The 18,675-nt window shown below is 46.5% G+C and carries 14 protein-coding genes; 8 read left to right on the forward strand and 6 right to left on the reverse strand.

All coding sequences use genetic code 11. The annotated features are described in order from the left end of the window. Positions 1-18: 18 nt before the first annotated feature. From PBAL39_RS24850 to PBAL39_RS19965, 3 genes are read left to right on the forward strand one after another with little or no spacing between them, the layout of a single operon-like run. A complete protein-coding gene (locus PBAL39_RS24850) occupies positions 19-1,035 on the forward strand; it encodes a FecR domain-containing protein (protein WP_008244961.1) in 1,017 nt (338 codons plus the stop codon). A 60-nt stretch (positions 1,036-1,095) separates the two neighbouring features. Further along, the gene (locus PBAL39_RS19960; protein ID WP_008244963.1) at positions 1,096-4,191 is read left to right on the forward strand and encodes a SusC/RagA family TonB-linked outer membrane protein; all 3,096 of its coding nucleotides are present in this window, start codon (positions 1,096-1,098) and stop codon (positions 4,189-4,191) included. A 6-nt stretch (positions 4,192-4,197) separates the two neighbouring features. Beyond that, the gene (locus PBAL39_RS19965) at positions 4,198-5,793 is read left to right on the forward strand and encodes a SusD/RagB family nutrient-binding outer membrane lipoprotein (protein WP_008244965.1); all 1,596 of its coding nucleotides are present in this window, start codon (positions 4,198-4,200) and stop codon (positions 5,791-5,793) included. 18 nt (positions 5,794-5,811) lie between these two features. Here PBAL39_RS19965 and PBAL39_RS19970 read toward each other — a convergent pair whose 3' ends face one another. After that, the gene (locus tag PBAL39_RS19970) at positions 5,812-6,747 is read right to left on the reverse strand and encodes a hypothetical protein (RefSeq protein ID WP_008244970.1); all 936 of its coding nucleotides are present in this window, start codon (positions 6,745-6,747) and stop codon (positions 5,812-5,814) included. Between the two features lie 176 nt (positions 6,748-6,923). Between PBAL39_RS19970 and PBAL39_RS19975 the strand changes: the two genes are divergently transcribed. Beyond that, positions 6,924-7,172 carry a hypothetical protein gene (locus tag PBAL39_RS19975; protein WP_008244972.1) on the forward strand — a complete coding sequence of 83 codons (249 nt, stop codon included), beginning with the start codon at positions 6,924-6,926 and terminating at the stop codon, positions 7,170-7,172. Between the two features lie 90 nt (positions 7,173-7,262). After that, positions 7,263-9,089: a hypothetical protein gene (locus PBAL39_RS19980; RefSeq protein ID WP_008244974.1), complete on the forward strand. Its 1,827-nt coding sequence runs from the start codon at positions 7,263-7,265 to the stop codon at positions 9,087-9,089. Here PBAL39_RS19980 and PBAL39_RS19985 read toward each other — a convergent pair. After that, positions 9,071-10,966: a gamma-glutamyltransferase family protein gene (locus tag PBAL39_RS19985; RefSeq protein ID WP_039867220.1), complete on the reverse strand. Its 1,896-nt coding sequence runs from the start codon at positions 10,964-10,966 to the stop codon at positions 9,071-9,073. The two genes, PBAL39_RS19980 and PBAL39_RS19985, sit on opposite strands and share 19 nt — an antisense overlap. A 129-nt stretch (positions 10,967-11,095) precedes the next feature. On the opposite strand from PBAL39_RS19985, the gene PBAL39_RS19990 reads away from it, so the two are divergent. Next, positions 11,096-11,677: an alkylphosphonate utilization protein gene (locus PBAL39_RS19990; protein WP_008244978.1), complete on the forward strand. Its 582-nt coding sequence runs from the start codon at positions 11,096-11,098 to the stop codon at positions 11,675-11,677. 126 nt (positions 11,678-11,803) lie between these two features. Here PBAL39_RS19990 and PBAL39_RS19995 read toward each other — a convergent pair whose 3' ends face one another. After that, positions 11,804-12,673, reverse strand: a complete 870-nt coding sequence (locus tag PBAL39_RS19995; protein ID WP_008244980.1) for a flagellar motor protein MotB — start codon at positions 12,671-12,673, stop codon at positions 11,804-11,806. 455 nt (positions 12,674-13,128) lie between these two features. Here PBAL39_RS19995 and PBAL39_RS20005 point away from each other — a divergent pair, with 455 nt between their 5' ends. Continuing rightward, on the forward strand, positions 13,129-13,311 hold the full coding sequence (locus PBAL39_RS20005; RefSeq protein ID WP_008244985.1) for a hypothetical protein: 183 nt from the start codon (positions 13,129-13,131) through the stop codon (positions 13,309-13,311). Here PBAL39_RS20005 and PBAL39_RS20010 read toward each other — a convergent pair whose 3' ends face one another. After that, the gene (locus PBAL39_RS20010; RefSeq protein ID WP_008244986.1) at positions 13,312-14,292 is read right to left on the reverse strand and encodes an AraC family transcriptional regulator; all 981 of its coding nucleotides are present in this window, start codon (positions 14,290-14,292) and stop codon (positions 13,312-13,314) included. After that, positions 14,292-14,948, reverse strand: coding sequence for a Crp/Fnr family transcriptional regulator (locus tag PBAL39_RS20015; RefSeq protein ID WP_008244989.1), 657 nt, complete (start codon positions 14,946-14,948; stop codon positions 14,292-14,294). The genes PBAL39_RS20010 and PBAL39_RS20015 overlap by 1 nt, the downstream gene beginning before the upstream one ends. A 345-nt stretch (positions 14,949-15,293) precedes the next feature. Between PBAL39_RS20015 and PBAL39_RS20020 the strand changes: the two genes are divergently transcribed. Beyond that, positions 15,294-15,875 carry a hypothetical protein gene (locus tag PBAL39_RS20020; RefSeq protein WP_008244993.1) on the forward strand — a complete coding sequence of 194 codons (582 nt, stop codon included), beginning with the start codon at positions 15,294-15,296 and terminating at the stop codon, positions 15,873-15,875. Between the two features lie 151 nt (positions 15,876-16,026). Here the strand turns inward: PBAL39_RS20020 and PBAL39_RS20025 are convergent, their stop codons facing one another. Continuing rightward, positions 16,027-18,573 carry a zinc-dependent metalloprotease gene (locus PBAL39_RS20025; protein ID WP_008244994.1) on the reverse strand — a complete coding sequence of 849 codons (2,547 nt, stop codon included), beginning with the start codon at positions 18,571-18,573 and terminating at the stop codon, positions 16,027-16,029. Positions 18,574-18,675: the final 102 nt, after the last annotated feature.

Consider the following 18,675-nt stretch of genomic DNA (forward strand, 5'->3'; position numbering starts at 1 on the left):
AATTGTACACTACGCTAAATGAAAGACGAAAGATTTACAGAACTATTGGGAAAAAGGATGGCCGGCGAGCTTTCTGCGGAGGAGTCTGCGGAATTCAGCGGGTACATTTCTGCCAGCGCGTCCTATAGGAATGAGTATGAATCACTAAAGTCTTACTGGGTACAGGAAGATGCACCTGATGCACGTGCAACGATGGTGCTCGGCAAAATTAAACAACGTACCGATATTCCGGAGTTTGAGCGGCTACAGGCGGAGGACCGGGAAAAAGTCAAGCCACTTTACCGCAGCTGGAAGCGTTATGCTGCAGCGGCAGTGATCGCCATGATGGGTTATGGCGCTTATCAGTTTGCTTTTAATGAAACTCCTGCCGGACAACAGAATGTACAGAGCTGGAAGCGTTTTCATACACCAGACCGCAGTCGCGCGGAGCTGATACTGCCCGATGGCAGCAAGGTAACCATGAATGCCGCCTCCACGTTAAGGTATCCCGCAGCTTTTAAGGGCAACACCAGGGACGTTTACTTAACAGGAGAAGCTTATCTGGATGTGGCCCACGACAGCAAACACCCATTCGTGCTCCATACGGATAAAATGGACATTCACGTACTCGGTACGGCTTTCAATGTCAGCTCTTATGCAGCTGACAGCACCAGCGAAGCCACTTTGTTCCGTGGCAGCGTTGCTGTTACCTTCCCGGAACACCCGGATACCAGGGTGATGCTAAAGCCCTCAGAGAAGGTCATTGTCAGTCAGTCCGGATATCAGCGCGGCAACACCTCATACTATGACCATGAGCACCTGGAAACCTTATGGATGAAAGGTCAGCTGGCCTTCCGCGATGCTTCACTGGGTGTCATTGCAAATGGTCTGTCGAGGAAATACGGTGTTAAAATTACATTTAAGGACGACCGCAGCAGGAAGCTTAAGTTTAGTGGCTCTTTTGAAAAAGAAAGCCTGAACGAAGTATTGCATTCCCTCCAGCTGGTTAATCCTTTCCAGTACACCATTAAAGGAAATACCGTTTACGTTTATTAATCTGTTTTAATTATATTAAAACATGATAATGTTCAATCTGATCATATTAAGGAGTTTGTTATGAGATGGATAATCTTTTTTATCCTGATGATGGCAATGCTGCTTTGCCGGGAAGTTAAAGCGCAGACCCGTGTGAGCCTTCATTTACGGGGCGTTGGTTTCGAGCGTGTGATCGATGAAATCAAAAAGCAAACCAGCTACCGTTTTGTTTACAACCAGGAAAAACTGCCATCCAGGCCGATAAACATCAGCGTAAATGATGAAGAGGTGCTAACGGTGCTTAAACGAGTACTGTCTGGCACCGGATATAGATATACCCTACTATCCAATGAGCTGATCGCCATTAGCGCACTGACTATGGACAGGCCGAAAGACAGCCTCTCCGGATCCAATCAGCTCAACGAAGTGGTCATCACGGCGCTCAATATTCCCAAGGAAGAACGAAAAGTAGGCTACGCCGTAGCTACGGTACCTGCTGAAATAGTCGCCAGCGGCAGGGAGTCAAACTTTGTGCTGTCGCTGGAAGGGCGTGTTGCGGGGTTGAATGTAAGCGGTGCCAGTGGCGGCCCGGCCTCTTCGTCGCGTTTGCTGCTGCGCGGCGCAGCAAGCATGAATGCAACCTCCCCCCTGTTTGTGCTGAATGGCATTCCGATAGACAATTCGCAACGTGGCAGTGCCACGGAGTATGGTGGTGCAGATTATGGTGATGGGATCAGCAACCTGAACCCGGACGACATTGAGTCCATTACCATCCTCAAAGGGTCCGCAGCGTCTGCGCTGTATGGTGCAAGGGCTGCCAACGGGGTGATCCTGGTGACCACAAAATCGGCAAAAAAGAACGATCCGCTGAGTGTGGACTATCAGATGAACTTGTCCATCGACCGCGCAGTAAACAATACCGACTATCAGTACACCTACGGACAAGGCATACAGAACAAGCGACCTTTTGATGTAGAGAGCGCGATTGCCTCTGGTTTATCCAGCTGGGGCGAACCTTTGGACGGACAGCCCGTTATACAGCTGGATGGCAATATGTACCCCTACCTGGCAGTAAAAAATAACATCGCCAGCTTCTACCGGACTGCGCCCGCGCTCACGAACACTGTATCCCTGAGCGGGGGGAGTCCCAAGGCAGCAATCAGACTGTCTGCATCGAATATGGACCATGCATCAACGCTGCCACGCAGTGGACTGGGCCGCAAGACCATCAACCTCAACACCACCTATCAAATCCATCCGAAGCTCACACTCAACTTCAACGGAAACTACATCTACGAGCTGAACAAGAACAGGTCTTACCTGAGTGACGGACCGATGAATGCCAATTACGGGATACAGTTTATGGCCACCAGCCTACGGGAATCCCTGCTTGCTCCGGGGTACAATGCCCAGACCGGCATCGAGCAGCCATGGAGCGCCGACGAATATAAAACGAATCCCTATTTTGTCGTCAACAAACAGGTGAATGATTCCAAAAGAAATCGTTTCATCTCCTCAGCCACCGCCAAATACCAGTTTACGGATGACATTTACTTACAGGGCCGTTTTGGTTATGACATCAGCAATGACCACCTGCTGGACGTATTACCATCTGGAACATCCTTCACGATCAGTCAGCAGGGAGCTTTAAATGGCCTTTATCAGATTCAGACGACCGAGCTGAATACGGACCTGCTGCTGGGCTTCAGGAGACATCTGGGCGGTGATGTGGAGCTGAATGTATCTACCGGCGGGAATTTCAGACGTCGCAATGTAGAAAACCTGAGTTATATCGGTTCCCGTTTCATTACTCCGGGAATATATATCCCTTCCAACCTTCAGAGCATCAGCTCCAACTACTCGGTAAACCGGCTGGCTACACAGTCGCTTTATTACACTGCCGACTTGAGTTATGGCACGCTAAACCTTTCAACAACAGGAAGGTATGACATCTATTCGACCTTACCTTCCGGCAACCGCGGTATTTTTGTTCCGGGATTTTCTGGCAGCTTTGTTTTCTCTGACCTGTTTAGCATTCCGGCAATGGATTACGGCAAATTGCGGATGAGTGTTGCCGGCACAAGTGGTGAGCCTGTCCTGCCCTACACTACGCGGACCTACTATTCCTCAAATATTGCTGTCGGCGGCATTCCCCTGTCTGACTTTTCCAGGGTGCTGGCCAATTACAACCTGAAGCCATTTTCGCTGAATGAGTTTGAAGTGGGACTCAATACGCGCTTTTTTAACAACCGCGCTGGAATGGACCTGACCTGGTTCCACCGCATCACCAGGAATGAGATTACTACTGTTGAGCAGTCTGTGACTACCGGTTTTACCTCTTCCTATGCAAACCTTGGGAAAACCAGGAATATGGGTACGGAGCTGCTGCTATATGGAACGCCGGTAAAAAGTGATGCGCTGAAACTGGATGTATCGCTCAATCTGAGTCACATCAATAACAAACTGTTGTCCATTGATGGGTCGAGCAGGTATATCCTCACTGGAAAGTACAGGCCCCTGAATGCAAATACGGCAATGGTGACAGGCGAGTCGATCACGCAGATCATGGCATACGACTATAAACGGGATGCGCAGGGCAGGACAATTGTCGACGATAATGGGATTCCCATGCGTGGTGATTTTAAACCAATGGGTGGCACCCTGCCAGTGTATTATGGAGGGCTGAGCAGCAGCCTGCAATTCAGGAAGATGACATTGTCATTTCTGGTTGACTTTAAATTCGGGAATAAAGTACTGTCGGCCAGTGAGCATTATTCTTATGTATATGGATTGAATAAGGCGACACTTGAGGGGCGCGAAACTGGTGTTGTAGCCGATGGTGTACATTCCGATGGCAGCATCAACCAGACGAGTGTGCCGGCCTACCTTTATTACCCGCAGCTGGTGAGCAACATATCGGCGCTTTCGGTGCTCAACGGAAGTTTCATCAAGTTCAGGGAGCTTCAGCTGGGTTATTTATTTGGCACTCCCGAAAAGCTGAGGGCCCAGTCTTTATCAATTGCACTCTACGCACGAAACCTGTTCACGATACTGAAGTATACCGACAACATCGACCCGGAGTCACAGTTTTCGCCGAATTTGAGTTATGCAGGAATTGAAGGGGCTTCCTTACCGGTAAGCAAAACCTATGGTCTTCGTGTACATTTTAAATTTTAACCGCTGATGAAAAGGATCACTTTAGTACTCCTCGCCTGCTGCCTGATGTCATGCACCAAGTTACAGTTGGATCAGATCAATACCGATCCGACAAAATCTACAGATGAAAACTTTGATCCCAATCAGCTGCTTTCTACTGCACAGTTTAATTATGCTAACATCGGTTACTACCAGCTGTTATACGAAAGTACCATGATGCAGGTGCTTTCCTCTACTTATTACTATTACAACAACGGAGACAAATACATCAATACCGCGAATTTTACCGACTACCAGGGAAAGCTATTTGATCAGGGTTATACACAGGGTTCAACGATCAGAGAGATGCAGCGACTGGCGCGGCAGAAGGATGCTGCAGGCTACAGCAACCTGATTGCCATTGGCGACATTGTTTACATTCTTATCATGCAGCGCGTTACGGATATGTATGGCGATGTCCCCTATAGCGAAGCCAACCGAGCAGCTGAGGGGATCAAATATCCAGTATATGACCGGCAACAAGACATTTACCTGAGCATGCTGAACGACCTTGAAAAGGCCATTCTACAGTTGGATGTTGCCAAAGCGGGGCCTACTGCCGACCTGATCTATAAAGGGGATGTCAGGAAATGGAAACGCTTCGGTTACTCCCTGATGCTACGTCTGGCGATGAGGATGACCCGTGTGTCGCCTGAGCTGGCCAGGTTGTGGGCGGAAAAGGCAAGTGCCGGAGGCACCTTTGCGGATGTTGCCGACAATGCAATGGTGCCTACAGATGCGACAAACCACAACAGTCAGAATGGTACGGCCATTGCGCTGCGCACCCTTTCTGATTACCGGGAGGTACGCTGGAGCAAAACGCTCATCGATGAGTTGGTCGCTACCGGAGACCCAAGGCTGAATGTCATCAGCGAAGTCTCCCAGCCTGGGCTCAGCAACAACTTAAACACTTCATTACCTGGAAATAGCGACCCTTCAGTTCAACAGGGACTTCCAAATGGATACGACCTTCTTGGAGGAGCAACAGACATCAGAAATGCGACAGGATATCCGGGCGCTACAGGCAGTGGCAGTGACCTCGCCCCACTTGGAAAATACTCAAGACCGGTAACGGCAATCTACCTCAAGTTGGATGGTGCCAACTTTATCATGACCTACGCAGAGACCGAGTTGTTGCTGGCAGAAGCATCCATGCGGGGATGGGCAGTTTCCGGGACTGCAGATCAACATTACCAAGATGGAGTCAGTGCAGCCCTGGAGTCAATGTCGCAGCTCGACATACAGGCCACGATTACGCCTTCAAAGATTACCGCTTACCTGAGCCGACACCCATTGGATACTCAGGACTTGGAAACAGCACTGCGCATGATCAATACACAGTACTGGCTGGTTACAGGTACGACCTTCAACTTTATAGAAACCTGGTTCAACTGGAGAAGATCCGGGTATCCGCTGCTTCAGCCGGTCCGTTATCCAGGGAACAATACAAATGGCACAATTCCCAGAAGAATGATTTACCTGTCTACTGAAATACTCAACAATACGGACAATTATACTGCCGCTGTTGCAAGGATGCAGGGAGGCGATGCGTTGACTTCCCGCGTGTGGTGGGATGTGAATTGAGTTGTTGAAGCGCAGTTTTTAAAGGGCGGTAGATACCCCTAATCTCAGGTAACTGTATTTATTCCGGTAATAGATGTTATAGGGATCTTCACCATAATAACCTGCAGAAGCCATGATGAAGGCTTTATTCATAAATGGAAAGGCATAATGGAACGAAACTTCTGTATTTAACCGCTTGCGTATGGCACCCAGCGCGTATGCGGACATCTGGTTAACGGCATAGTTCATCCCTGCGTACAATCGCCAGTTCTCAATATGACCGTGGTGGTGCTGCATAGAAAAGTTATAGATCATTCTGGAGAAACCATAATCATCTTCGAGTGCAGCCTCATAACTGAACCACTTGTGCCATTCGAACCCTATCTGGTGATTGAAGCGGTTCCAGCTTCCTTGTTGTACAGCAGTATTGTCTGAAACGGTGACTTCCGTACCGGAGGCTGATTGTTCTTGTCCGAAATGGTAGCTGGCCGTGAGGTAATTGGTGCTGAAGTTTCCATCTCTCGTATTGATGGAGCCATCAGGATTGAGCGCGTCTCCATCCTGGCCATTGGAGTGGTGGGTGAACCGCAGTGAAGCATACCGATAGCGGCTTTTGGTGCTTTTTAAACGATAGTATCCAATGCCACCCAATCTGAGGCTCGGTGTCCTTACTCCTGCCGATCGCTCATCATTTACCTTTACCGTAAAATCAGGTACCAGGGCAAAGGAAACCGGGATCTCCGGTTTTGCAAGTAAAAAATAGGAAGTGGTGAGCCGCCCGATGATTACATATTTCTGTGGTGATCCCAGCTCACCTTTAGGCGAAGTGTAAGACAGGTCCGCATTGGCTTTATAGACCTCGAGAAAATCCCGCCGGCTGTTCAGTGTATCTGAAGTATTGTTCTGAGCAGGCAACACCTGCGCCTGGCAGCAATAACCATAAATGAAACATATAAAAAGCACTGGAACTTTCATGAATAGTGGTTTAACATGAGTTGGTCCTTTCAAATACGCAGCCTGACAACCGGCAGTTTCATTTTTGGCATTCTTTTTATTTTATTCATTTTTCATTTGATACATTATCGATGAAGTAATGACGGCAATACAGGGTTATCGTTAAAGAATGTGTTACCTTTAGTTTTTATACTACTATGAGCAAATATCAGCAAGAATGGAAAAAGGCCCTTAAAAAGGACTTGAACACCAAAAAATGGAAAGTGAAGACCAGTGGCGGGGATATTTTGATCCGTGTTGCTGAGGAGACAGATATGGAGGAGTTTGAGCAACGTTTTCCGGAGCTGATTGCCCCAATCTATCCGACCATTTTATCGCCGAAAGTACCATTCATGATGTATGTAGGCAATTCCGAACAAGCCGATTTTAAGTTTAAAGTAGAATAAGCCGACTCATACGGTTTGTTTTCTTCCTGTAAGAACGATTGTGGCGCAACCTTTGCTTGGTGAGCAACAGTTAATTATCGCCTATCCTATATGAAGAAAACAAACCTATTGACGCTCCTGATGTGTGTCCTCTCCCTATGCTCCTGCTCTCAGTCGCTGGAAGAAAAAATCAAAGCTCTCGAAAAAGAAAAAGACGCTTTCAATAAGAAAGTGGCGACCATTAAAAATGACAGTCTTCGTCAAAGTGCAAAGGAATTCGGCTCCATGTTGTTCTGGCTAAAGGAGATAGACCTTCAGAATCAGGAAGCCCCAAAAGATACCTCCTACCAGGAAAATCCATTCCTAGTAATTGACAATTATCCATCTATGGATATCCTAAGTAAAAGTTACCTGAACAGCATCATCGTTGAAACGAACAATGATGTCATCTCTAAAAGAGAACTCAAAATACATTTCCCTTTTGAACTCCCCTTTCAGCAGAAGATCAACTGGTCCAATGTGGGCTTCAGCGACAATAGTGTGGCGCCTGTAAAAGAAGAAGCCGAGGAGAACGTTGATGCGCTGCAGGTTGTGAAAACGAACTGGAATGGTGTGCCCGCTATGGACATCTATTACCCCGAGCGGACAGACATCAACAGTGTGAAACCGGTAACTGTAAGTGGAAACATCGAAGCACTCATCCCCAGAAAGGTTTTACAGTTTAAGTTCAGCGTCGGAGAATCCGGCGATACGAAGACTCAGGATGGCATCTCTGTAAAATTAAAAGCAATGAAGGGCCATATGGTGTCTGTGGAAGTCACCAATCCCCATAAGACTGATCCTGCGGTAAATGCCGATGAGACTCCCATGGTAAAGATCATGGCCATGGACCAGACGAAACAATACCTGTATCAGAATGGATCGTCTACGGGACCGGAAGACCTGATGGACTACTACGATAAGATACTCAATAAGATCATTGCCAACCCTGAAAATGTGAAGGTGCTGGAGAAAGAAGTAGAAGCAGAAGAGAAAAAGTTCGAAGAGAAACATAAAAACAAAGGATATTATACCACCTATTACAAGGGAACAGTTACGGATGTGGTCGTTTACGTGCTGGATTATTCCAAAGCGACGAAACTCAGCCAGGCCCTAAACCTCAAGGCTTATACCTTTGGCAACCTGTCCAATACCCCGATCGCGGACATCCCCATCCCCGTTACAGTATATGATCCTGCCATCGCTACCTTACTTAAACAGAAGCCGGAACTGAAGGAATCAGAACTGAAGCTGGTCAGCATCAAACAACAGGCCTACGAAAAGAAAACTGAAGCCCCTGCTTATGAAGAACCTGCAAAGTTCAGTTTTGAATATCCAAAGACACTCAGCACTTTATTTATCAACGACTTTGGCCGTTACGGCGAGTTGAAATCACTCACCTTCTTTGACGCTAAGGGAGGCAAAAAGATTGAGCTGCCGAAAGATTCACTGGATCTCGACAACGAGTACTTCGAAGGCCCCGGAAAACCATGGGTGGAATACCAGGTAAACCGGATAGAATACAATCCTTCCAAATTTCCCGTTACACCGAAGTTTGTTACCGGCAGCATTGAGATGAAGCTTGCTGATGTAAAAAAGAGCAGTTACACTACGGCACAACTTCCTCAGGGCATCACCATTGCCGGCAATAAACTGATCATCAACCGTTCACAGATCAATGATGACAGCCGTTTTTACGTAAAGGACAAAAAGGGGAAATACCTGAAGGAACTCACTACGATTTATCATTCCAATGGAAGTGGCTTTGACCTTAGCAAGACAGATGTCCACTACTTCTACGGCATCCCCCAAACGGTTGAACGGTATGAACCGGGAGAAGGAAGAATGGTAAACCACACTTTCGAGCTGGAGCTACTGCCTTACCAGCCGACACCATAATCTTCGCCATGGTTACTGGAGGCACCCCATAAACTGCCGTGCCTCCAGTCAAAATATACTGCATTAATGGGCCCACTGGTCCTATCGCCAACACTCAATTGATAGCCCATCTTCTTGAGTGTCTCTTTCACCTGATCATTTGTCTTGGTATTGATGAGCAGTTGTCCCGGCTTGGGCGCGCGATCCTCATTTTTAGTACCTCCCAGTGACAGCCACAATTGGTTGCTGTTGAAGTTCTCCGCTTCAGCGGCCTGCTGTGGGGTCATTCCGAACTCTACCACGTTCAGAAAATACTGCAGAAGGTTTTGATCCTGTGTATCTCCTCCCTGCACAGCAGAAGCAAGGAAAGGTTTTCCATCCTTCAATGCCAATGCCGGTGATAAGGTTACCCGCGGACGTTTTCCGGGAGCAACAACATTAAATGGGTTTAAAGCAGAATCGATCACAAAACTCTGCATCCGCTGGCTCATGCCAATCCCGGTATTCCCGGCGATGCATGCTGGTAGCCAACCGCCGCTTGGTGTGATGGAGACCACCCATCCTTCTTTATCGGCAGCCTCCACAGAGGTCGTGCCTCTCCACAGGCGGTCCTGATAGGCTTCATCGGTTGTTAAGCTGCCCAGGTCATGTTTCGGTGCAAAGTTCCGTTTCGTAGTGTCGAGCTCATAGCCACGTTTGCGGAGCAGATTGAGGTAGGGATTTGTCTTACCCTCAAATGGATATGGATCTCCGGGACCGATGTTGGGGTTATTGCGCTCTGGACGGATGAGCTTTGCACGTTCTCTCGCATAGTCTTTGCTGAGCAGGCCTGACATCGGTTCTGCCGGAGCAAAATATGGATCACCATAGTAAAAATCACGGTCTGCGAAAGAGAGGTTCATGGCCTGGTAAACGGTATGAATGTACTGAGCACTATTGTATCCCATGCCCTTGAGGTCAAAGTTCTCCAGGATGTTCAGGGCCTGCAACATGACCGGACCTTGTGTCCACTGTTTCATTTTATACACATCTATGCCTTTATATTTTGTAGTCAGGGCGGTTTCTTCTAAAGGTTTCCAATCGGCAAGGTCCTGCATGGTGATCAGTCCGCCCTGTTCCGAAGATCCCCGTACAAATTCTTTGGCAATGTCTCCCTTATAAAAACGATTATAAGCTGCCATCAGTGCGTCCTTTCTGCTTTTTCCGACTTTAAGTGCCTGTTGCTCCGCAGCAACCATCTTATTCAGCGTTTCCCAGAGGTCCTGCTGCACGAAGATCTCGCCGGCTTCAGGCGCCGCGCGCTTTTTATGGGAGGTGTCGGCCGCATCGAGATGCGGAAGAAAAACCTTTTTGCTGTATGGCCATTCACCGATCAGTTTTCTACCGCGTTCCATCGTATTGGCCGCTTGTGCTTCAATAGGGTATCCGGCAGCGAGCTCCATGGCCGGTGCCAGTACCTCTTTGAGGCTGAGCGTACCATAATTCATCAGCATATAGATCAATCCACCGGGCGTACCCGGAGTTGTAGCAGCCAACGGGCCATATTCAGGCGGAAATTCATATCCTTTGTTTTTGAAGAATCCGGGTGTGGCACCCGTAGGCGCTACTCCCATTGCATTGATGGCAATGACCTTTTTAGTTTTCGGATTATAGATGAGGGCCTGTGTTTCGCCGCCCCAGCTCAGGGTGTCCCACATCGTGCAGGCTGCAGCAAGCATGGCGCATGAAGCGTCGACTGCATTTCCTCCCTTTTGAAAGATCATGGCACCGGCGGTTGCTGCCAGGGGTTTACCTGTAATGGCCATCCAGTGTCGTCCGTGCAAAGGGGGTTTCTGGGTTTGCTGGGCACTCACTGCAGACCAGCCCAGAACTATAGTGATGATAATTATACGTTTCATAGTTAATCTCCTCACCGAAAATAACGATTAAAATTTACATGGCTCGTGTCTGTGGGAATGTTGCTGTGATATTCCTAAAATGGGTCAATGAAAATAATTACCTTCGCGCACCAGATTTAATTGAAGAATATGATACTTGAAGAACAGCTGCTTCAGAGAAGCGAAAACAAATGTGAGTTGTGCCAATCCGAAGAACAGCTAAAACTATATGAGGTGCCGCCGCAGTCTGCGAGAAATGAAGACAATTGCATCATGATCTGTGAAACCTGTGCATCGCAGATAGAGAAGCGTGCAGAGGTAGACAAAAACCATTGGCGATGCCTGAGTTCCAGCATGTGGAGCGAGGTGCCGGGTGTGCAGGTCGTTGCCTGGAGGATGCTGCAACGCCTGAGTAGCGAAGGCTGGGCCAGCGACAACCTGGACATGCTATATCTGGATGACGAGCGCCTGGCATGGGCAAAAGCGGTTACTGACGATGAGGATAACGTGATCAATGAGATGCATAAAGATGCGAACGGGATGCAGCTGCAAGCGGGAGATTCCATTGTACTTACCAGATCACTGGATGTAAAAGGGTCGCAATTGAATGCAAAAATGGGTACTGTAGTGAAGAACATCCGTTTGGTGGAGAACAATACCGATCAAATTGAAGGTAAGATTGAAGGACAGATGATTGTGATCCTGACCAAATACGTGAGGAAACAAGCCTAAATAAATGACAAAGCAACAACCAGGATGGTTAAAAATCTGCGTGTATCACGCTTTTCTTCCCTGGTTGTTGCTTCTGTTGATTTGCGTGGTCAGTTCATGCCGACAACACATTGTTGGTCTTCGGCACTATTCCGCTTTCGTAGCCTTCTCAGGCGCTTTTCCAATCAGGTCCATAAACTGATCAAGTTTCGGTGTGATGATAATCTGAGTACGTCTGTTTTTCATTTTACCCGCTTCAGAATCGTTACCTGCTACAGGATTATATTCACCTCTACCACCGGCGGTAAGACGCTTAGGATCAACACTGTACGTGTTTTGCAATGCCTGAACTACAGAGGATGCTCTCAATGCACTCAAATCCCAGTTGTTTCTGATGTTGGTCTGCGAAATCGGCACATTGTCGGTATTACCCTCAATCAGCACGTCATAACCCTGATAATCTTTGATGATCTTCGCGATCTTAGCCAAGGTTTGGCCGGCCACATCGGAAATCTCATAGCTACCTGATTTATACAGCATATTGTCAGACAATGAAATGTAAACCACCCCTTTCAATACCTGTACATCGACATCACGCATCTCCTCCCTGCTTAGGGAACGGGTCAGGTTATTGGTGAGCACCACGTTGAGTGAATCGCTTTTATTCTTCGTATTGACGAGGTGCTGAATGTATTTATTGGAGGTATTGATCTCATCCACAAGTTTAGAGATGTTCACATTTCCCTGACTACTGGAGTTTAAACATTTGTCCAGTGCCGCCTGCAAAGCTGCAACATTGGCTTTTTCGGAGGCAATCTGTTCTTCGAGGCTCTTCACCCTGCTGGAGGATCCTGAGAGGTCCTGCTGGCCGCTCTGATATTTCTGATTGAGTTCACGGCTTTTCTCCTGAAGCTGAGTATAACTGGCTTCTAAGTCTTTATATTTTTTGCTGCTCACACAGCCCTGGCTTAATAAGGCTAACACAAGCGCTAGCGAGGATAATACTTGGATTTTCATAATGTTTTAGAATTATATGGAGTATAACGTTTTAATGTAGCAAATGTTTTACATGATCCCTGTTTCTTAACAAAGGGTAAAACTTATTAGCTCCTGGTTAGGGGCCATTCTGACAACGCAGGCATTACCCTTACGTTTATGCGACAGTAACTGCCTGGTGCGGTATTTCAGGCCAGATCAGGACAGTATGGTAGCGGTATACAATTGATTGGTGGCTGCTAAAAAGAAACGGGACACATCACGCTCCGACATGTCCCGTTCATCTAAATTAACGCTCTCCATATAAAGACGCTTATAAAACAATTTTATTGTGGAGCTTATGATTTTTTTCATTTTTTCTGCGGATGTCAGGAACCGGCCTTGCACCAAAGATGACGCAGTTTGCTGAAATGTGTCATTAAAAGTGATGAACCGCGAATTGTTTATGTTAGATTTGATCATTAAAATGATGCAAAATGATAAGATTAAATGATGATACACCAGGTTCTGTACTTGACGAAGTGAAGATTGGCGATATGGTGACCGACACCTTTTCAAAAACAGGCCTTGTAGAGGACATTGAAATTACCGACGACGGTTTGTACAAGATTTATAGGTTTAACCTCGTGACCGGCAGGGAAATCGTAGTAAAGAAATGATCAGGAATCCATTTTTATCCATGGCCTGCTAATCATATTCGGAGTTACACCCATAAATTTTTTAAAGGCCCTGCTGAAATAATGGGCATCATGATATCCTGCACGAAAAGCAATCTCATTGATCGGACGATCTGTCGTCATCAGCAATTTAAGGCCATGGGTTAACCTCAGCTCGATCACTTTTTTGTGCAATGGTTGACCAAAGGCAAGCTTAGCAAGCCGCATCATCGTTTTCTCTGATAGCAGAAAAATCGCAGCTAAAGCCACCGTATTCTCTGCAATCTTCTCAGCGAAATGACATTTGATATAATCTTCTATTTCAGCGGCCTTACCTTGTTTATAGGCACTGTTTGCCAAGCTGGAATAGTGTCTGCTGCAATATTGCTTCAGGCAGCTCAGCGTCATGTTGTGAATCGCGGTATCCATCCTGAAGTCCGGCATTGATGCGGAGGCATTCATTTTATTTAATGCCGTGATAATTGACTTAGGAGCTGCATATCTGGGCATACTGAAAAAGAACGCATCGCGCTGCCGGTAATGATCCATCAGTTCGCTAAGTAACGGAAAACGACTTCCCTCTTGCGTGATCCATCCCTCTTTAAAGAAAAGAATGAAAGCAAGGTGTTTTCCTTCAGAAAAAAAGCGATGATAGGTTCCTCTGGGGAGGTAGCAAAGCTGACAGGTATTGGCAGTGTTGCTGGCCAGTTTTTGTTTCTTGTCATCATATAACTTACTGTCTCCCTCGAGCAGACAGTACATCATCATGACAGGTTTCTCGAATTCAAACTCTATCGTGATCTCTTGTTGAAAGTCGTACTCAATCAGCTCCATCCGCACCATATCATGTTTGATATATTGCCTGAGTATCACCCCTTGATTGAACGTACTCAGTCTGGATTCGGCACAATGCACCGCAATGCTACAGCATTCCGGAAGCTGGTTGATGGCCTTGGGTTCGATATGCTGAATATTGATGTTCATTATTTTTCCAGTTCAGGGTTGTCTTTTCCAATTTTCTTGAGCAACCTGCTAAAAGAAGGCTCAGTGATCATCAGATAGGACGCGCTCAATCTGTCCATCAGTTTAATCTCCTTATGCCTGACTTGCGGGAACAACTGAAAGAACTGCTGGATACGCTCCTTGCCTTTATAACGGAGCAGCGCATCCCTTCTCCTCACCTTTCCCATCTGATGTGCAATGATGAGCTTGGCGAGCCGTTCTGTTTCCGGAAAATGATCATGCATATGCTGAACCTGCTCACGACTGATTTCAATGAGCTGAGTATCCGGACAGGCGATCAGGTTATCTTTAGAAGGATTGTTGGTCATGAAGCTGTCCGGAATGAGCGCGATTTCCCCTGCTTTAAAGATGGTATGTGCTGCAATGTGCCTGGAGTGGTCGTAACTATACGCAATGACCATCCCCGAGTTGACAAACCAGCACTTCTGGCTGACATGCCCCTGCCGATGTATGATTGGATAGCCTACCGCAAAATGTCCGGTAAGCTTTTCCTTGAGCTGTTCAAAAATTACATGATTAAGATCAGTGATACTTTTCAGGTAGTCAAACAATTCATTAATATACTCAGGCTTGATATTCAGCTTTGGGTTTAATGAACTATTTTTAAAATCTTTCATGGTTTAGAGGCGTTAAGTTGATGGTTAATACAAAATTATATAAAAATATCTCTTCTTTTACTTAACAAATGTTATGAATTATTGAGTTTTTCAAAAAAATTGCTGGACCAAAGATGGATATCATCGGCATCAACCGGCGGTGAAGACCGTACCAGTACCAATTTAAAATCTATATTACCAGCTAATAACAAGCATTTTATAAACGAGCGTTTCCTGTCGGATATTCTGCAGGTCAAGAAAACCTAAAAAAACATCAGATCACCTGGTGACTAGTAAATACCTAATCTCTCCGTATATTTACCATAAATACCAAATCATTATGAATCAATTTTAACTTCATAATCAATGGACATAGAAAAATATATCCGAAGTGGCATACTGGAACTTTATGCGCTGGGACTAACCAGTCATGAAGAAAATCAGCAGATTCTGGTGATGTGTGCACGCTACGCCAGGGTACAGGAAGCATTGGACGACCTGATTGACGACATGGAGAATTTCCAAAGAGAGATCAATGGAAATCAGCAGGGCCTGACCAGACATTTCAAGGATCCTCAAACCTTGAGTATTCCTGAAATTCAAAGAAAAAGACCTTCAGGACGAGTGTATGACAACCTGGAGATGCTCATTCCAGGGCTGGAGCTGCATAGAGACAAGTATGCGGATGAAATTACCCTTGAAGAAGCGCTCGGCCAACCTTATGAAGCCAGGGAGGAATATCCTTATCAAATTATTGAAAAGGACAAGGATACGTATACCTGGGTAAACAAAACCTGGCTATGGGCTTTTGCATTGATCTTGTCCATCTCTTTACTGGGTTTGATCTTTATGTTTGTTTACTATGTGCAGCATGAACGGGCAGATTCAGAATTGCGAAAAATAAAAACTGAAAAATCGGGAAGTAGACCTACAACACACGGCCTGTAAAGCAGATCTTCAATTAACGTGTAACAACGTATCAGATCAAAATTCAAGTCCACAGGGCGTTGTTCTCCTCAAGCCAATAAAAAAGGCCAGATCAATCGACCTGGCCTTTTTTATTGGCTTTTTCACATGTGATCACTCACATCATCTAAAGTTATGACTTTGGATTCAGCGCGTTGTTAACGCGTACAAGTAAATCCTGCAGGTGGTACTTGCTCATGCCGGTAGCTGCCGGAATTGCTGCGCGGATGTCCTTTGCAAGCACCGACATTTGTGCACGGCTGATGCTGGACACGTCAGTACCCGTAGGATCTGCTGGTCTTGCCATTCCGGGGAAACCTGCCCCTTGTGGAGCTGCAGGTGCAGACATCAACCTGCTCAGGCTCTCGATATAGGCCTTCTGAAGATTTCTACGGTAAACATCAATTGTTTTATGACTATAAAGCTCCGACCAGATGCCTGTTTTAAGATCAGCAAACAGATTGGTCGCGGTATAAGCTTTGTTGCCATCCAGAATCTCCGCGTTGATCAGCTTGGCGATCGTTGGTGCGGACAGTAATCTGCCTAACACACCTTTCTGTACGTTTTGGAAGACGTCAGTCGGATTGATACCAGTACGCTGGATCAGCGGTTTGTTGATCAACCAGGTTGGAGTACTGAACAACTGTGCATTCAGGAAGTTCATCGCTTCCTTTTGTCTGGCAAAAGGAACCGCCTGAAACGAAACTCCGGTTTCTTCCACTGTTTTCGGTGTACTATAGATACCAGCTACATTTTTGACCACATGTCCCATGTACCTGCCGTACTGACCTACCAGTTCACTATATAATGTTTTGGCACTGCTATAGTCCTCATTTGCTTCCTTGCTCCAGGTAAGGATGTTTGGAAGAATACGTTTCAGGTTCTTGATGCCGTAGGTCGAAGCCAGCATGGCATTGTCTCCAAGATCTTCACTTTGGTTACGGGGATCATTTGGATCCATTTCCGTTCCGAAGGTCAGGCGTTTATTGGCCGATATCCTGTTGATGATGGTCTTGTTGGAATACGCAGCTTCATCCTGTGGAGCGGCATATTCAGGAAGCCATTTATAACCCCATTCTATCGCCCACATATCATAATCGCCGATTCGTGGAAAAATGCCTTTTGTGCCGATGTGGTCTTCAGGCTGGGCAACATAGTTGAACCTCGCATAATCCATGATCGATGGTGTATGTCCATTTTTTTCCACCCAGGCTTTGTCCCTCAGCTTTTCTACAGGCACGGTAGCAGAAGAGCCGAAATTATGACGCAGTCCGAGGGTGTGCCCAACTTCGTGAGAAGATACGAAACGGATCAACTCACCCATCAGTTTATCGTCAAATGCCATTTTCCTGGCTGAAGGATCGATAGCTGATGCTTGGATGAAATACCAGTTTTTCAGCAGCAACATGATGTTATGGTACCAGTTTACGTGTGTTTCCAGGATTTCACCGGTACGTGGGTCATGTACATGAGGACCGCTTGCATTTGGGATATCTGAAGGTTTGTAAACGATCACGCTGTGTCTTGCATCGTCAATACTCCAGGTAGAGTCCTTAGGTGCTTCCAATGCCACAATAGCATTCTTAAAACCGGCCTTTTCAAAAGCCACCTGCCAGTCGTTCACCCCCTGAATAAGGTAGGGTACCCATTTTTTGGGGGTGGCGGGGTCTATGTAAAAAACTATTTGTTTTTTGGGCTCGACCAGTTCACCCTTTTTATATCTTTCAATATCTTCCTCTTTAGGCTCCAGCCTCCAGCGGGTAATCAGGGAAACATTCTTGATGCCCTGAGGATCTGCATCAAAGTCAACATATCCCGTAGCAAAATAACCTACACGTGGATCAAAATAACGTGATTTCATTTGGTCCTTTGGCAGTAGTACCATAGAACTGTTCAGCTCATAGGTAGCAGGTACGGCGCTACCTCCGCCCCCACCCATTCCACCAGGCATTTGTGCAGGCATCTTGCTGTAGGTCTTTAACGTACGGATCTCAATATTCATCGGATAAGACCGGACCTCCTTAATGTAACTGCGATCTGCCATCAGTCCTCCCAATGAAAGCGCTTTCTTTGCTCCCGGATCAAAAAAGAAAATCTCATTATCTCCGTTCATGTATTCTGTGACATCGATAACAGAACCTTTGGCTCCCGAAACGGAATCCTTCGCATAAGCTTTAATGTCAAACGAAGCAACCAATGGCTGCAGGTTAGAGTTCATCACTGATTTATACATCCCTTGTGCAGTCGTATCTTTTGAACGCTCACCATAAGAGATGCTCTTCAAGAACAACTTATTTCCAGGACCTTTCTCAAAAGAAATGACGTTATCCCCGATCTGGTCGCCACCATATCCCATCATTGATGCACGGTTCCCGGCAGCCGCTTTGCTGATCCTGTTGACCGTAAGGATCTCACGAGTCAATAGAGAATCTGGAATTTCAAAGAAATACCGCTCCTCCACATTGTGAACTTTAAACAGCCCTTTGTCTGTTTTTGCTTTTGCTGTGATTACTTCGGCATAAGGTTTTGGCCCCGGGCCAGCGGGCGGCCTGTTCACTGCATTCGGATTTCCACCGGGAGCAGCGACAACAGGGGCACCTTTTTTAGGGTTTTTCTTTTGAGCATAGCCCTGATAACCGGCACATAGAAGTACCAGGGCGATCAAACTTAATTTTTTCATTTAGTTGTTCGTGGTTTTTAATTGATATTGTTTGGAGTTTTGTTCGGCGTGGTGTAAAAAACAAGGCCGGTATTCACCGACCTTGTTTTCAGCTCAGAATGC

This window comes from Pedobacter sp. BAL39 (genome assembly GCF_000170795.1).
In the GTDB taxonomy this organism is placed as follows: Bacteria; Bacteroidota; Bacteroidia; order Sphingobacteriales; family Sphingobacteriaceae; genus Pedobacter.

Bases quoted from the DNA above. Each gene is read 5' to 3' on its own strand.
- PBAL39_RS24850 (WP_008244961.1), top strand. From the start codon at position 19: ATGAAAGACGAAAGATTTACAGAACTATTGGGAAAAAGGATGGCCGGC.
- PBAL39_RS19960 (WP_008244963.1), top strand. From the start codon at position 1,096: ATGAGATGGATAATCTTTTTTATCCTGATGATGGCAATGCTGCTTTGC.
- PBAL39_RS19965 (WP_008244965.1), top strand. From the start codon at position 4,198: ATGAAAAGGATCACTTTAGTACTCCTCGCCTGCTGCCTGATGTCATGC.
- PBAL39_RS19970 (WP_008244970.1), bottom strand. From the start codon at position 6,747: ATGAAAGTTCCAGTGCTTTTTATATGTTTCATTTATGGTTATTGCTGC.
- PBAL39_RS19975 (WP_008244972.1), top strand. From the start codon at position 6,924: ATGAGCAAATATCAGCAAGAATGGAAAAAGGCCCTTAAAAAGGACTTG.
- PBAL39_RS19980 (WP_008244974.1), top strand. From the start codon at position 7,263: ATGAAGAAAACAAACCTATTGACGCTCCTGATGTGTGTCCTCTCCCTA.
- PBAL39_RS19985 (WP_039867220.1), bottom strand. From the start codon at position 10,966: ATGAAACGTATAATTATCATCACTATAGTTCTGGGCTGGTCTGCAGTG.
- PBAL39_RS19990 (WP_008244978.1), top strand. From the start codon at position 11,096: ATGATACTTGAAGAACAGCTGCTTCAGAGAAGCGAAAACAAATGTGAG.
- PBAL39_RS19995 (WP_008244980.1), bottom strand. From the start codon at position 12,673: ATGAAAATCCAAGTATTATCCTCGCTAGCGCTTGTGTTAGCCTTATTA.
- PBAL39_RS20005 (WP_008244985.1), top strand. From the start codon at position 13,129: ATGATAAGATTAAATGATGATACACCAGGTTCTGTACTTGACGAAGTG.
- PBAL39_RS20010 (WP_008244986.1), bottom strand. From the start codon at position 14,292: ATGAACATCAATATTCAGCATATCGAACCCAAGGCCATCAACCAGCTT.
- PBAL39_RS20015 (WP_008244989.1), bottom strand. From the start codon at position 14,948: ATGAAAGATTTTAAAAATAGTTCATTAAACCCAAAGCTGAATATCAAG.
- PBAL39_RS20020 (WP_008244993.1), top strand. From the start codon at position 15,294: ATGGACATAGAAAAATATATCCGAAGTGGCATACTGGAACTTTATGCG.
- PBAL39_RS20025 (WP_008244994.1), bottom strand. From the start codon at position 18,573: ATGAAAAAATTAAGTTTGATCGCCCTGGTACTTCTATGTGCCGGTTAT.